Origin of the sequence: Nocardia anaemiae NBRC 100462 (assembly GCF_001612725.1) — a bacterium.
GTDB classification, from domain to species: Bacteria; Actinomycetota; Actinomycetes; order Mycobacteriales; family Mycobacteriaceae; genus Nocardia; species Nocardia anaemiae.
Window position 1 is genome coordinate 1 of sequence record NZ_BDAZ01000075.1, and the last position, 13,452, is coordinate 13,452.

A 13,452-nucleotide genomic window follows, 5' to 3' on the forward strand; every position below is an offset into this window, starting at 1 on the left:
GTTCGGCGTCGGTGAGCGAACCGGGCTGCCGATTCGGACGCTCGATCTTCTGCGTGGACTGCGCGCCGGGCGGGGCGTTATCGGGTAGTGGCCTGCCCTGTGGCGGACGCCCCTGTGGCGGCGGGACTGGCCGACGCGGCGGCTGTGGACCACGCGGCTCACCGGGATAACCCGCCTGCGGCGGCCGCGGACCACCTGGACCTGGCCGACCCGGTGGGGGACCGGCCGGTCGCTGACCGGGATACGGGTTCGGAGGCTGTGGTGAACTTCGCTGAGTGCGGCCGCCGTGCGGTTCATCGCCGTAGGGGGAAGTCTCGTAGGGCGAATTCACTGACAAGATCTCCATAACTCGTAATGGTCTGCGGGGCACAGTGCGGCGACTATCGCCGCGGCGGACACGTCGAGGCTCCGCGTGTCACCCGACGGGCAGATGACCTGGCACATCATTCGGCTGCGGTGCGCCGGTTGGCCCTGGTGCCCGTGCGGCGCCGCGTCGGCGACGGAGCGGTACCGAGCACATAGGACTGCACCAGATGATTCCAGCTGCAGCTCCGGCATACCTCGACGACATGGACCGAGAACTCTTCGCGAGTCTCGGCGAGGCGTATCAATTCCTCTGGTGTGCGAGCCGATCCCGCCATCGGGCCGAGGCCATCGCCGTAGACCCAGGATACGAGCGTCAATTGCTCTTTCCGGCAGATCGGGCATGTGACCTCGCTCCCCCGACCGTGGAACTTCGCCGCACGTAAAAGGTAGGGATTGGCATCACAAACCTCGGCGACATCGACACGGCCCGCATAGACGTCAGCGAGCAGCGACCGACGCTTGAGAGCGTAGTCGACCACCTGTCGCTGAATTCGCACGAGAACCAGAGTAGCGGGGCCGAGCGCGAGCCGCGCTGGGCCGTGCGGGATCGACCGACCGGTATTCATTGTTGAACTGGGCCGTTACCGACGTCGACGGATTACGATTTCCCCGTGTCCCCCGCTACATCCGGGCGGTCGACGGCAGCATCCGGACGTATGCGCGCGCGTGACCTAGACCGTGCCAACGCGTCCAGTGTGCTGGATGCGGCCTACGCCGAAGGGCAGCTCGGCGCCGATGAATATCGCGACCGTACGGCGCAGGCGCAGGCGGCGAAGACCGTCGGTGAGCTCGCCGGTCTCGTGGCCGATCTGCAATCGCCGACGGCCGTGCGCGATCTGATGCCGACAGCGCCGACGCGAAATCCCTTGCGTCGCCCTGTGTCCAATGGAAGTTACCCGAGTCACACTCGGGCCCGTGACACCGATCGCGCCACAACCGGCGATCTGCTCGACAGTGCCCGTCGCGACGGTCAGCTCACCGAGGAGGAGCATCAGACCCTCAGCGAATTGGCGCAGGGGGCCAAGACACTCGGCGACCTGGCCGACCTGGTCGATGACCTGCAACGGCCGACCGATGCGCCATTGCCGCCGACACCGCCCAGATCGAACCGCCGACGGTTGTATGTGATCGGGGTGTGCGCCGCTTCGGTGTGCGCCGCCGTCGCCGCTTTCACGCTGACCGGTGGCGTCGCGACATCCGATGCACCGCATGCCGCTTCGGTCGCCGCCGCGCCCGATCTCGGCACGGTGCAACCGGTGGTGGTGGCGACGCCGAATCTGCTCACCCGCGAAGGCATTACGCACTTCCTGGCGAAATACCGCGAGAAGTTCGGCGATCTGCAGGCCGACGAGCTGACCCTGCACGACGAATTCGCGACCGTTGCGCGCGCGGTACCCGGTCAGCCGAATCGGCAGATTCGCTACGACTACCGTGGCGGATTCGTGCCGAGCGGTGGTGCGGTCAGCCGCAAGACCGATACGCCCGCCGCCGATCTGGCGCAGCTCGATGTCGCGGCACTGTCCGATTTGCTGGCAACCGCGCCCACCGCGCTGACGGTGCCGAACGGGGTTGTCACGCATATGGAGGTAGGAGTCGACACCGGCGGCTATGGCTCGTTTGGCGTTGTGAAGGGGGCGACGATTGTGCGGATCTTCGCGGGCAATCAGTTCAACGAGTCCGGGTATTTCCTGCTCACGCCAGCGGGGCAGGTTGTTCGCGCCTGGCCGTTCAAAGGGTGACGGTTGATGGCGACGACGCGCTATGGCGCAATACGGGCCCGCGACACCGATCGTGCAGATGTCTGCGGTCTGCTCGACGCGGCGTTGGCCGACGGTCAGCTCACCGAGGACGAACATGCGCAGCGCACCGCGAAGGCGATGCGCGCCAAGGCATTCGGTGAGTTGGACGAACTCATCGGCGATCTGCAGATTCCACAGAATATGGCGGATGCCCCGGTGATCCGCATCGATCGCCGTCGACCGCGGCGTTGGGTCGCGCCGGTGGCGTTCATCGCCGGTGCGGCGGTCATCGGCGCAGCGGTGGGCGGCATCGCGAGCTGCGCCTCGGGACCGTTCGGGCGGTCCGAAGATGTGCCGTCGCTGACCTTGGGGTCCGGTTTGGCGTACTTCATCGACGAATACCGCGCCGAGTTCGGCGATACGAAGGTCGACGAGGTCACCCTGTATTCCGGCTACGCGATTTTCGAGCGGCAAGCGCCGGGCAATTCGACCGTGACCGCCGAATACCGCTACGACGGAGACTTCCACGATTACGGCAGTAGCGATGGCCGCAAAGCCGATGTGCGCACCTTCGATCTCGCGAGCGTAGATCTGCGTGCCATCGCCGGGCTGCTGGCCGGTGCGCCGCAATCGATCAAGACACCGGGCGGCGTCATCACACACGCCTCGATCGAATACCCGCCCGGCGGCCGCAGCGATTCCGACCCCACCGTCGCGATCTACGCAAGAAACCAAGCAGGCGCCACAGGCTACCTGACCGCAACCCTCTCCGGCGAACCCCTCCAAGTCTTCCCACCCTGACGTTCGGTTATTCGAGAATGCGCTCATGCAGGTGCGCTCTCGACGTTCGCCCGCATGGAAGATCGCCTGTCGGAGACCAACCTTGGCCGCTGCTCGTGGGGTGGGGAGCCGGGCCTGGGATTTTCCTGGCCCGGCTCGTCCGGGGGGAGCGGTTATTCGGCGCCGATGATGAATGCTTCGAGCTGAGTACGAGCGATATCGTCGGCCAGCTGCTTCGGCGGGGACTTCATCAGGTAGGCCGAGGCCGGGATGACGGGGCCGCCGATACCGCGGTCCTTGGCGATCTTCGCCGCGCGCACCGCGTCGATGATGATGCCCGCCGAGTTCGGCGAGTCCCACACCTCGAGCTTGTACTCCAGGTTCAGCGGCACATCACCGAAGGCGCGACCCTCCAGGCGCACATAGGCCCACTTGCGGTCGTCGAGCCAGCCGACGTGATCGGACGGGCCGATGTGCACATCGTTGGCGCCGAGTTCCTTCTTCAGGTTGCTGGTGACGGCCTGGGTCTTGGAGATCTTCTTCGACTCCAGGCGCTCGCGCTCGAGCATGTTCTTGAAGTCCATATTGCCGCCGACATTCAGCTGCATGGTGCGGTCGAGCTGCACGCCGCGGTCCTCGAACAGCTTGGCCATCACCCGGTGAGTGATGGTCGCGCCGACCTGGCTCTTGATGTCGTCACCGACGATGGGAACGCCTGCCTTGGTGAACTTTTCGGCCCACACCGGATCGGAGGCGATGAACACCGGCAGCGCGTTGACGAAGGCGACGCCCGCGTCGATGGCGCACTGGGCGTAGAACTTGTCCGCCTCTTCCGAGCCGACGGGCAGGTAGGAGACCAGGACGTCGACCTTGTTGTCCTTCAGCACCTTCACGACGTCGACCGGCTCGGCCTCGGACAGCTCGATGGTCTCGGCGTAGTACTTGCCGATACCGTCCAGCGTCGGACCGCGTTGCACGACAACGTCGCTCGGCGGCACATCGGAGATCTTGATGGTGTTGTTCTCGCTGGCGAAGATCGCCTCGGCCAGGTCGAAGCCGACCTTCTTGGCGTCGACGTCGAACGCGGCGACGAATTTGACATCGCGCACGTGATACCGGCCGAACCTGACATGCATGAGGCCGGGGACGGTGGAGGTCTCGTCCGCGTCCTTGTAGTACTGCACGCCCTGAACCAGCGAGGAAGCGCAGTTACCGACGCCTACGATGGCGACGCGGACTTCGGTGGCGTTGTCAGCCTTGTTGTCTTCACTCATGGCCGATATTTCCCTCTTTCTGTGGTGCCGCCTTCGTCGATTGCTCCGCCGCAATCAACTCGTTGAGCCAGCGCACTTCGCGCTCGCTTGATTCCAGACCGAGCTGGTGGAGCTGGCGGGTGTAGCGATCCAGCGAGCCACTGGCCTTCTTGATCGCCTCCCGCAGACCCTCTCGGCGCTCCTCGACCTGCCGTCGCCTGCCCTCCAGAATCCGCATCCGCGCTTCCGCGGGGGTGCGGCTGAAAAACGCCAGGTGGACGCCGAAGCCGTCGTCGGTGTAGTTCTGTGGTCCGGTATCGGCGAGCAATTCGGTGAACCGCTCCCGCCCGGACGGTGTCAGTTGATAGACCCGTCGCGCACGACGGGTGACGCCCGCGACGTTCTCCTCGGCGATCAGCCCATCGGTCTGCATGCGACGCAGCGTCGGATAGAGCGATCCGTAGGAGAAGGCCCGAAACGGCCCGAGCAATCCGGTCAGCCGCTTGCGCAGCTCGTATCCGTGCATGGGCGCTTCGAGGAGCAGCCCGAGGATTGCCAGCTCGAGCATCGGGCTTCACCCCCTGACTGTGTATTCAGACCTAACCGATGGATGCGACTTCCCACTATATCGGAGCGATATAAACGTGCATAGTCGTCGGCGATACAAAGGACTGTTTGCGCAGGTAGGGATGGTTGATCGGCCAGCGCGATCGCTAACCCGCGACCGTCCGGCAGAGCAGAAAGCCCCGCCGCCTCGAATTCGACAGCGGCGGGGCATCTTGGATCAGCTTCGGCGAACCTCAGTCCAGCGAGACGTACACCTCGACCGAGGTCGGCCCCGTATAGCGCTCGAGTTCGGCGGTGTGCGAGCGGGTGATGGTGCCCGCGCTCTCGGCCTTGCGGACCTGCGCCCATGCGGTGCGCAGCAGATCGTAGGGCTTGTCGGAGACAACGAATTTCGCGTAGCGCCCGGACGGGACGCGGGTCAGCACATCACCGGCATCCATATCGTCCATCTCGGCGATCTCGTAGCCCAGAATCGCGACGGCGTGATCGTTCTGGCCGATATAGGCCGCGACCCGCGGCACATTCTTCTCCCGCGCCAGATACCGGTCCCAGGTGAAGTTCACCAGGTCCAGGTCGCGGGCGGTCACCTCGCGTCCGGCCAGCGGGACGGTGAGTCCGGCGACCAGGCTTTCGTCCAATGTGACAATTTCGAAGTCCACAGCTGTTCCTAACCGTCGACCGGTTCGTCTGCCAGCGCCACGAATACTTCGGCCGTGCGCGCGTCCGGATAATGTTCCACGTCACCGGTATAGGCGCGCACCAATCGTCCGGCGGCCTCGGCATCCCATACCGCGCGCCAGATGGTCACGATGGTGTCGCCGAGATTGTCGCCGCTGAGCGTGAATCGGGCGAACCGTCCCGCGGGCACCCGCGCCAACACGTCGCCAGGTAGCAGATCCGCGAGGGTGTGGCAGCGGTAGCCGACGATATGTGTCAGGTAGGAGTTGATCTCCGGCGCGTGGTCCACATACGCGGTCGTCGGCGGGCCGGGCAGCTTGCGGGCCAGATTGCGTTTCCACGCCTCCTCGACCTTGGCGCGGCGCGGTCCCTCGACCGCGAGCGCCGGGCTGCGCAGCACTGTGCCCGCCACGAGCGTCTCGGGACGGTCAACGACATTGAAATCCACCGGCGTGCCCCTATGTCTAGTCTGTCTCCAATTGGCGGCGCTCCGGGCCCCCGTGGCCGCGGAAGCTACTTCCGGGCCTGACGCTCGCGCCGCGTGTCGTCGCTCGAGCGCATATCCTTCCTCATCCATCTCACGACGTCGGCGTCGGCCTGGTTTGGTTCCGGCGCGCCGCGCTCAGTTCACTCTGGCCAACGATGCTGCCACGTCATCCGTTCCCATGGCCCCGGTCGGCACACATTCATAGCGAAACAAAAAGTTTGATTCATCCGGGCACCGGAATGCTGAATCCGGGGAAGATTTCGACTTCCTTTGTGGGCTCGGGGGCGGGCGGGATGATGATCACCGGTGCCGTGGAGGTGCTGGACGGCGGGTTCAGGATGTCGTAGCTGCCGCCGGAGGGTTTGCTCGTGGTCGGCTGACTGCCTTGTGCCGCTGACGCCGAGAACTGCTCGATCGGCGTGCCGTCGAGCGCGCCGTCCATCACCTGCTTCCAGATATCGGCGGGCAGGCCGGAGCCGTAGATGTCGGTGCCGCGCGCGGTCTCGATCGGCTGGGACTGTTCGGTGCCGACCCACACCGCCGTGGACAGTGATGGGGTGAAGCCGATCATCCACGCGTCCTTGTTCTCTTTCGACTCGCCGAGTTGAGTGGTGCCGGTCTTGGCGGCCGAGGGTCGACCGCCGGACAGACTGTGCCCGTTGGAATACGCGGCGATCGGGATCATCGCCTCGGTGGTGCTGTCGGCAATGCCGCGCGGGATGCGCTGTTGGCCGGACGGGAGTTGCTTGCCTACCTGGTGGTCGGGTGCGCCCCGATCCAGCAGGACCCGGCCGTCGCCCGTGACCACCCGCTGCACGAAGTAGGGCTGATGGTAGACACCGGAATTGGCGATCGTCGCATAGGCCGAGGCCATATCGATGGGGCGAACCAGATACTGGCCCAAGACGATTCCGTTGAGCGGTCGCCCCCCTTCCTCGGTGAGAGTTTTACCGGCGACCCCCGGAATCTCCTCCGGGATTCCGGCCTGATGGGCGGCATCGGCAATTGCCTTGGGGCCGTCGAACATCGACATGGTCAGCCGATAGAAACTGGTGTTGAGTGAGCGTTTCAGCGCCTCGGCCATGCTGCACTTGCCGCATGATTCGCCATCCACATTGGTGATCATGGTGCCGCGATCGGTCACCGGTGAACTGTCGAGCGTCCGGGTGAGCGGAATGTTCTGCTGCAGTGCCGCGATCACTGCGAAGACCTTGAACGCGGAGCCGGTCTGCAAGGGCGCCTGCGCGAAATCGAAGCCGATACCGTCGGCGCCGCCATAGTAGGCGCGCACCGCACCGGAACGCGGGTCGATCGATACGACCGCGCCACGCAGTTCCGGCGGCTGCGGGTCGAGGCGGTCGTGGATCGCGTCGAGTGCGGCCTGCTGGGCCTTGGTATCGATGGTGGTGGTGATCTGCAATGCCCCGGTATTGAGTTCGCGCTCGCTGATGCCCGCACTGCGCATTTCCCGCAGCACCTGGCTGCGGATCAGGCCCTCCGGCCCGCGGGCCGCGTTGATGTCCGGGATTTCGGTGATCGGGACGATCTGCGGGAATACCGTCGCATCACGCTCGCCGGGCGCGAGCGTGCCCATCTCGACCATGCCGTCGAGCACGTACTTCCAGCGCGTCGTCAGCTCGGTGAGATGGGTCTCCGGATCCAGGATCGACGGCGTGCGGATGACCGAGGCCAGCACCGCGCCTTCGGCGAGCGTCAGTTGCGGTACCGGCTTGTTGAAATAGGCCTTGGCGGCCGCCGAGATCCCGTACGCGCCGCGCCCGTAATAGATGGTGTTGAGATAGGCGGCGAGGATGTCGTCCTTACTCCATTGCCGCGCCATCTTGGCCGCGATGATCAGCTCGCGCATCTTCCGGGTCAAGGTGCGTTCGGAGCCGAGAAAGGCATTCTTCACATACTGCTGAGTGATGGTGGAACCGCCGCCCGCATCCTCTTTGCCGAGGACATTGTCCCGCGCGGCGCGCAGGAATCCGCTGGCCGAATAGCCGGGATTGGTATAGAAGTTGCGGTCCTCGGCCGAGAGCACCGCATCACGCACCGGCTTCGGCACATCCGAGAGCGGTACCGGAATCCGATTGCCATCCGGCGGAACGACCTTCGCGATCACTGTGGTGCCGTCGGAGGCGAGGATGGTGGCGATCTGATTGCTCTGCACCGAATCGGGATCCGGGATTTCGGCGCTCCAGTAGACCAGCACGAACAGCAGCGACGGCACCGCGACGAAGGTGATGAACAGGGCGAGCAGTAGCCGTCGGAAGCGTTCGCCCCGGGTGCGCTGCGGACGATTGGCCGGTGTCGGTTGCGGCCGGACCGATTTCGCGGAACCGGGCGGTCGGGGCCAGTCCTTGCGTCGTGACGTGCCGGTGTTGTGCTCGCTGAACCCCGCCACCGAGGCATAGGGCGCCGGGATCGTTTTGCCCCCACGTCGCCGCTTGCCGAACGAGCTCACGATCATCTCCTCCCGGAGCGTCGGTAAAACTCACCTGCACGGACACGATCGGAAATGACCCGAGATCGTATCACCGAGTATTACCGCCGCAACGGGATTCAACCGTGCGACAGCCGTATCAGCTCTTGACGCCGCCCGCGGTCAGACCGGAGATGATCCGGCGCTGGAACAGCAGCACCATGATGACCAGCGGAATTGTCACCATCGTGCCCGCGGCCATGATCGCGGCGTACGGCTGCACGAGCGGATTGTTACCGGAGAAGCGCGCGATCGCGACGGTCACCGGTTCGGTCTTATCGCTGGAGAGCAGCCGGGCCAGCAGATATTCGTTGACCGATGCGATGAATGCCAGGATGGCGGTGGTGAATACCGCTGGCGCGGCCAACGGCAGCATGACCAGTCGGAATGCTTGCGTCTTGGTCGCGCCGTCGATGCGGGCGGCCTCCTCGAGTTCCCAAGGCAGCTCGGCGAAGAACGAGGCAAGGATGTAGACGGTCATCGGCAGTACGAAGGAGATGTTCGGGATGATCATCGCCTGGTATTCGCCGATCCAGCCGAGGTTGGTGAACAGCTGGAACAGCGGGGTGACCAGCACGACCACCGGGAACATCGACGCGGAGAGAATGAGTCCGGAGACCAGGTACTTGCCCTTGAAGGTCAGCCGCGCCAGCGCGTAGGCGGCGAGCACGCCGAGCACCAGCGCGACCGCCGTGGTCACCGCGCCGATGATGACGCTGTTGAGCAGCGCCTTGCCGAAGTCGTTGCCGCGGCTGGTATCGAAGGCGTTGCGGAAGTTCTCCAGGGTGACGTGGGTCGGCCACGGGGTGTTGTCGAAGGTGTAGACCGGATCGCGGAATGCGGTGACGGCCATCCAGTAGAACGGGGCCAGACCCCACACCAGCACGATCAGCGCACCCAGATAGAGCCGAACCGAACCCAGGCGCTTGGTCCAAGGTGCCTGTGCCACGGGCTTTTTGGTGGTCACGGTCGTCATCAGTGCGCCTCCCGCTGTTCTTCCTGGGTCCGAACGGCATTGGCGCCCAAGACCTTTACCAGCAGGAACGCCACCGCGAAGATCAGCAGGAAGGTGATCGTCGACAGTGCCGCCGCGCTATTGGGACCTTGGCGGACCTGTTCGACCACCAGCGCCGAAATCGGGCGGGTGGACGGGTTGCCGAGCGTCATGATCGCGGGCAGGTCGTACAGGCGCAGTCCGTCCATGGTGCGGAACAGGACCGCGACCAGCAGCGCCGGTTTGAGCAGCGGCAGCGTGATCTGGGTGAATCGCTGCCAGGCCGAGGCGCCGTCGACCTTGGCGGCCTCGTATACATCGGCCGGAATCACCTGCAGACCGGCAAGTAGCAGCAATGCCATGAACGGCGTGGTCTTCCAGACATCGGCGGCGATGACCGCGAATCGCGCGGGCCAGGCCTCCGAGGTCCACAGGATGTGGGTGCCGAACACCCGGTTCACCACGCCGTCGTACTGGAACATGAACTCCCACAACCGGGCGGTGACCGCGGTCGGAATCGCCCACGGCACCAGCACCGCGGCGCGCAGCAGGGCCCGGCCCTTGAAGGTCTTGCCCATGACCATGGCCATGCCGAGGCCGAGGGTGGCCTCCAGGGTCACCGTGATCACCGTGAAGAACAGCGTCACGCCGATGGCCAGCCAGAACTGCGAGCCGAGATTGCCGGTCGGGCAGGGGACGGCTTCGCCCGCCGCCTGACATTGCTGCAGCAGCCAGTGCGTGTAGTTCGAGAAGCCCGCGTTGCCGCCCTCGACGAACATGCCGGTCGCCGGGTCCAGTCCAGGATCCTTCTGGAACGACATGTACAACGCGCGGAACACCGGATAGCCGACGACCACCGCGAGGGTGATCAGCACGGGCGTGACGAACAACCACGCCTTACCGGAACGCCGCAACTCCAACGCCAAGGTGCCACCGAATCCGCGCTTTGTCGGCTGATCGCCGTCGCTCGACACGCGAGTGGCCGTTCCCGAAGGATCCGACACCGTTTCTCTCTCCTACGGGGTGGTCGGGTCCGCTCTTGTACTCGCTACGATCCGGCTGTCTCGATGCCCTTTTGCATACCGTTGATCGCGTCGTCGACGGACTTGGTTCCGTTCAACGCAGCATAAGCGTTGTCCTGGATGGCCTTGGACACCGCCGGGTAGAACGGGGTCACCGGACGCGGCACCGCGTTGGCGATCGAATCCTTGAGCGCGGGCAGGTACGGCATCTTCGCGATCAGCGCCGGGTCGTCGTACATCGACGCGCGCACCGAGGGCAGCGCACCGGCCGCGACGATGTGCTGGGCGTCCTCGCTGATCAGGTAGCGCAGGAAGTCGAGCGCGGTCGCCTTGTTCTTGGAGAACGCGCTGATTGCCGCGTTGTAGCCGCCGAGGGTCGACGCGCCGACGCCGTTCTCGCCGGGCAGCGGCGCGACACCGAACTTGTCCTTGACCGCGGAGGATTCCGCGCCCGCGTCACCGAAGGTGGACGGCCAGTTACGCATGAAGAGCAGCTTGCCGGTGTTGAAGGCGTTGGCGCTCTCCGGCTCCTTGAAGGTGATGGCTTCCTTCGGGATATCGCCATTGCGGTAGGCGTCGACGAGCTCCTTGAGCCCGGCGCGCGCCTGCGGGGTGTTCACGGTCGGGGTTTTGCCGTCCGCGCCGACGAAGGTGCCGCCGTAGGCGTTGATGGCCTCGGCCGCGTTCACCGTCAGGCCCTCGTACGGTGCGAGCTGGCCCGCGTAGCAACCCATGTTGTTCTGCTTGGCGATCGGGCACTGCGCCAGCATCTCGCTCCAGGTCTTGGGCGGGTTCGGCACCAGATCCTTGCGGTAGAACAGCAAGCCGCCGTTGGTGTTTCGCGGTGCGGCGTAGAGGGTGTTGTTGTAGGTGGCGCTGGCGACCGTCGGGGACAGCAGTGCCGAGGTGTCGATGTTGAAGGTGTCCTTCAGCGGCTGGATCCAGCCCTTCGCGGCGAATTCCGCGGTCCACGGCACGTCCAGGGCGACGACGTCGTAGGTGGACTGCTTGGAGCGCATGTGCTCGACCAGATCGTCGTACTGCTGCGACGCGTCGTTGGACTGCTCCTTGAAGGTGACCTGCTCATCCGGGTGCGAGGCGTTCCAGCGCTCGATCAGCTGCTTGACCGCGCCGGTTTCGGTGGTGTCCTTGCCCTCCACGTAGGTGATCGGGCCCCGGCCGGTGAGGTTCTGGCTGGACGGATTGCCGCCGCCATCGCTGGAGCAGGCGCTGGTGAACGTCGCCGCGAGCAGCGCAACAGAGGCGGCTGCCAACGCCGCTCGCGGTACGAGCGACGAACGTAGGGACGTCACCTTTTTCAAAGCCATCGCGAACACTCCAAGGTCGAGACGTGAGCAGCAGCACACCCTGCAGGTGCACAAGGCAAGATACATGGTTGTTATATGTGACGCAGTGATTGTGCCCGCAACAGGGGCACTGTCCAGCCGGATCCGACGTCATCGCTTCGATGTCACAGCCGCTCGTTACGCTGGCTGTCGATGACTTCGCCGAATGCGGTTCCGGACCGGATGCTCACCCGGATCGGTGGATTGCTGCGCCAAGCCGAATCGACCGATAACGAGCACGAGGCCGAGGCATTTCTGGCCGCGGCCCAGCGGTTGGCGACCAGGTCCTCGATCGACCTCGCGGTCGCCCGCGCGCATATCGTCGGACGTGAGCGCAGGCCAACGCCGGTGCAGCGGATGATTCCGATCGGTGAACCCGGCAAGAAGGGGCTGCGCACCTACGTGCAGTTGTTCGTGGCGATCGCCGCGGCGAATGATGTGCGCTGCGATGTCGCGCGCACCTCGACGCAGGTCTACGCGTATGGCTTCGATTCCGATATCGATACCTGTGAAGCTCTCTACGCCAGTCTGTTGGTGCAGATGGTGCGTGCGTCGGATCAGTACATCAAATCGGGGCAGTACCGGTCGGCCACGGTCGAAAAGATCGTCACGGAGAAGCGCTGGGGCCGAACGGTGCGGCGGCAGGTGCAAGCGCCAGTGGCGGCGGTCACCGCGCGGCTGAATTTTCAGATGGCGTTCGCCGCGCGGATCGGCCGCCGTCTGGCCGAGGTCAAGGCGGAGGTGGAGGCCGAGATTGTGCCCGAAACCGTCGCGGCGGGTACGGCATTGGCCCTGCGTAACAAGGAAGTCGAGCTCACGGACTTCTATCAGAAGACCTCCGATGCCCGTGGTACCTGGCGCGGTCCGCAGGCGTCGGCCGGACATTCCGCGGCCGCCCGGCGTGCGGGTGATCGGGCCGGGAAGGCGGCGCGACTCGGGACGTCTCCCGAGCTGGGTGCGGCGCGTGGGCAATTGCCCGGTGGGACGAAATGAGCCTCATTGATGCGAATTGCCCGGCGCAGCGTGGGTGAGCTCGGCAATGGGTTTGCGAGCTGGGCCCGATGAGTGCGCGAGATACCCAGCGCGCCAGGGTGTATGACGCCGAGCAGCTGGTGCGGGGTGTATTCGATCGAGCCGACGAAAACGGCAATCGCACGGTCGAGCTCTACGGCTCACACCTCACGCTGCCGATCGAGCGCCGCTTCGCGTCCGTCGAATCGGTGCAGGTCTACACCGATAAGGTGCTGAGCCTCAATTGGGTTCGGGCACAATGGGACCGCGCCGCCACACCCATCCGGGTCCGCGCACGTGCCGGAACCTCCGCCGCCCACTACGAGGCCGCGGATGCCGTGCTGGCCGTTCCCTTGCACACCGGCGCGACGGCATGGGCCCTGCGTGAACTGGTGATCCTGCACGAACTGGCCCATCACCTCGACCCCGCCGCCGAATCGGCGGCACCCCATGGCCCCGAATTCTGTACCCGCTACTTGGAACTCGTCGACGGCATTATCGGACCGGAGGCCGGGTTGGTGCTCCGCTCCAGCATGCTCGGCTGCGGTGTCCGCATCGGCTGAGCTGCCGCAGGATCGCGCCGGTTCTGTGGTCGCCGGTAGTTGATTGCCGGGTCGGGTGGACACACAAACTCGTTGTGCGCGGCTGTGGTGTCTGGCTGCGCGGTGTCCAACCTCGTTCGCGCGATCACGGTTGGGCAATGCCGACCTGGTGGGTGGGCCGC

13 protein-coding genes and 1 pseudogene are annotated in these 13,452 nt (G+C 65.2%); 4 read left to right on the forward strand and 10 right to left on the reverse strand.

Annotation, left to right across the window (positions count from 1 at the left end; all coding sequences use genetic code 11):
* Together NA5_RS42945 and NA5_RS34120 are read right to left on the reverse strand one after the other, a co-directional pair.
* Positions 1-346: pseudogene (locus tag NA5_RS42945) on the reverse strand (hypothetical protein); the annotation flags it as partial.
* A 97-nt stretch (positions 347-443) separates the two neighbouring features.
* Positions 444-863 carry a DUF5318 domain-containing protein gene (locus tag NA5_RS34120; RefSeq protein WP_169338118.1) on the reverse strand — a complete coding sequence of 140 codons (420 nt, stop codon included), beginning with the start codon at positions 861-863 and terminating at the stop codon, positions 444-446.
* A gap of 159 nt (positions 864-1,022) precedes the next feature.
* Between NA5_RS34120 and NA5_RS34125 the strand changes: the two genes are divergently transcribed.
* Together NA5_RS34125 and NA5_RS34130 are read left to right on the forward strand one after the other, a co-directional pair.
* Positions 1,023-2,105 carry a DUF1707 SHOCT-like domain-containing protein gene (locus tag NA5_RS34125; RefSeq protein ID WP_062993155.1) on the forward strand — a complete coding sequence of 361 codons (1,083 nt, stop codon included), beginning with the start codon at positions 1,023-1,025 and terminating at the stop codon, positions 2,103-2,105.
* A 6-nt stretch (positions 2,106-2,111) separates the two neighbouring features.
* Positions 2,112-2,906 (forward strand): DUF1707 SHOCT-like domain-containing protein, encoded by a 795-nt coding sequence (locus NA5_RS34130; RefSeq protein WP_062993156.1) that lies wholly within the window; start codon positions 2,112-2,114, stop codon positions 2,904-2,906.
* 152 nt (positions 2,907-3,058) lie between these two features.
* On the opposite strand, the gene NA5_RS34135 is transcribed toward NA5_RS34130, so the two are convergent.
* The 8 genes from NA5_RS34135 to NA5_RS34170 form a co-directional block, all read right to left on the reverse strand.
* A complete protein-coding gene (locus NA5_RS34135) occupies positions 3,059-4,159 on the reverse strand; it encodes an inositol-3-phosphate synthase (RefSeq protein WP_062993157.1) in 1,101 nt (366 codons plus the stop codon).
* Positions 4,152-4,706 (reverse strand): PadR family transcriptional regulator, encoded by a 555-nt coding sequence (locus NA5_RS34140; RefSeq protein WP_062993158.1) that lies wholly within the window; start codon positions 4,704-4,706, stop codon positions 4,152-4,154. The genes NA5_RS34135 and NA5_RS34140 overlap by 8 nt, the downstream gene beginning before the upstream one ends.
* A 232-nt stretch (positions 4,707-4,938) precedes the next feature.
* Positions 4,939-5,364, reverse strand: coding sequence for a GyrI-like domain-containing protein (locus NA5_RS34145; RefSeq protein WP_062993159.1), 426 nt, complete (start codon positions 5,362-5,364; stop codon positions 4,939-4,941).
* A gap of 8 nt (positions 5,365-5,372) precedes the next feature.
* Positions 5,373-5,831 carry a GyrI-like domain-containing protein gene (locus NA5_RS34150; RefSeq protein ID WP_062993160.1) on the reverse strand — a complete coding sequence of 153 codons (459 nt, stop codon included), beginning with the start codon at positions 5,829-5,831 and terminating at the stop codon, positions 5,373-5,375.
* A 262-nt stretch (positions 5,832-6,093) separates the two neighbouring features.
* A complete protein-coding gene (locus NA5_RS34155) occupies positions 6,094-8,343 on the reverse strand; it encodes a transglycosylase domain-containing protein (RefSeq protein ID WP_062993161.1) in 2,250 nt (749 codons plus the stop codon).
* Between the two features lie 112 nt (positions 8,344-8,455).
* Complete coding sequence (locus tag NA5_RS34160; protein WP_174555304.1) at positions 8,456-9,331, reverse strand: carbohydrate ABC transporter permease; 876 nt, start codon at positions 9,329-9,331, stop codon at positions 8,456-8,458.
* Positions 9,331-10,353: a carbohydrate ABC transporter permease gene (locus NA5_RS34165; RefSeq protein WP_084484640.1), complete on the reverse strand. Its 1,023-nt coding sequence runs from the start codon at positions 10,351-10,353 to the stop codon at positions 9,331-9,333. Before NA5_RS34165 ends, NA5_RS34160 begins: the two co-directional genes overlap by 1 nt.
* Before the next feature lie 44 nt (positions 10,354-10,397).
* Positions 10,398-11,699 carry an ABC transporter substrate-binding protein gene (locus NA5_RS34170; protein WP_062993196.1) on the reverse strand — a complete coding sequence of 434 codons (1,302 nt, stop codon included), beginning with the start codon at positions 11,697-11,699 and terminating at the stop codon, positions 10,398-10,400.
* A 171-nt stretch (positions 11,700-11,870) separates the two neighbouring features.
* Between NA5_RS34170 and NA5_RS34175 the strand changes: the two genes are divergently transcribed.
* Together NA5_RS34175 and NA5_RS34180 are read left to right on the forward strand one after the other, a co-directional pair.
* Positions 11,871-12,710 carry a DUF2786 domain-containing protein gene (locus tag NA5_RS34175; RefSeq protein WP_174555305.1) on the forward strand — a complete coding sequence of 280 codons (840 nt, stop codon included), beginning with the start codon at positions 11,871-11,873 and terminating at the stop codon, positions 12,708-12,710.
* Between the two features lie 68 nt (positions 12,711-12,778).
* On the forward strand, positions 12,779-13,291 hold the full coding sequence (locus NA5_RS34180; protein WP_062993162.1) for a TIGR04338 family metallohydrolase: 513 nt from the start codon (positions 12,779-12,781) through the stop codon (positions 13,289-13,291).
* The last annotated feature ends 161 nt before the right edge of the window (positions 13,292-13,452 follow it).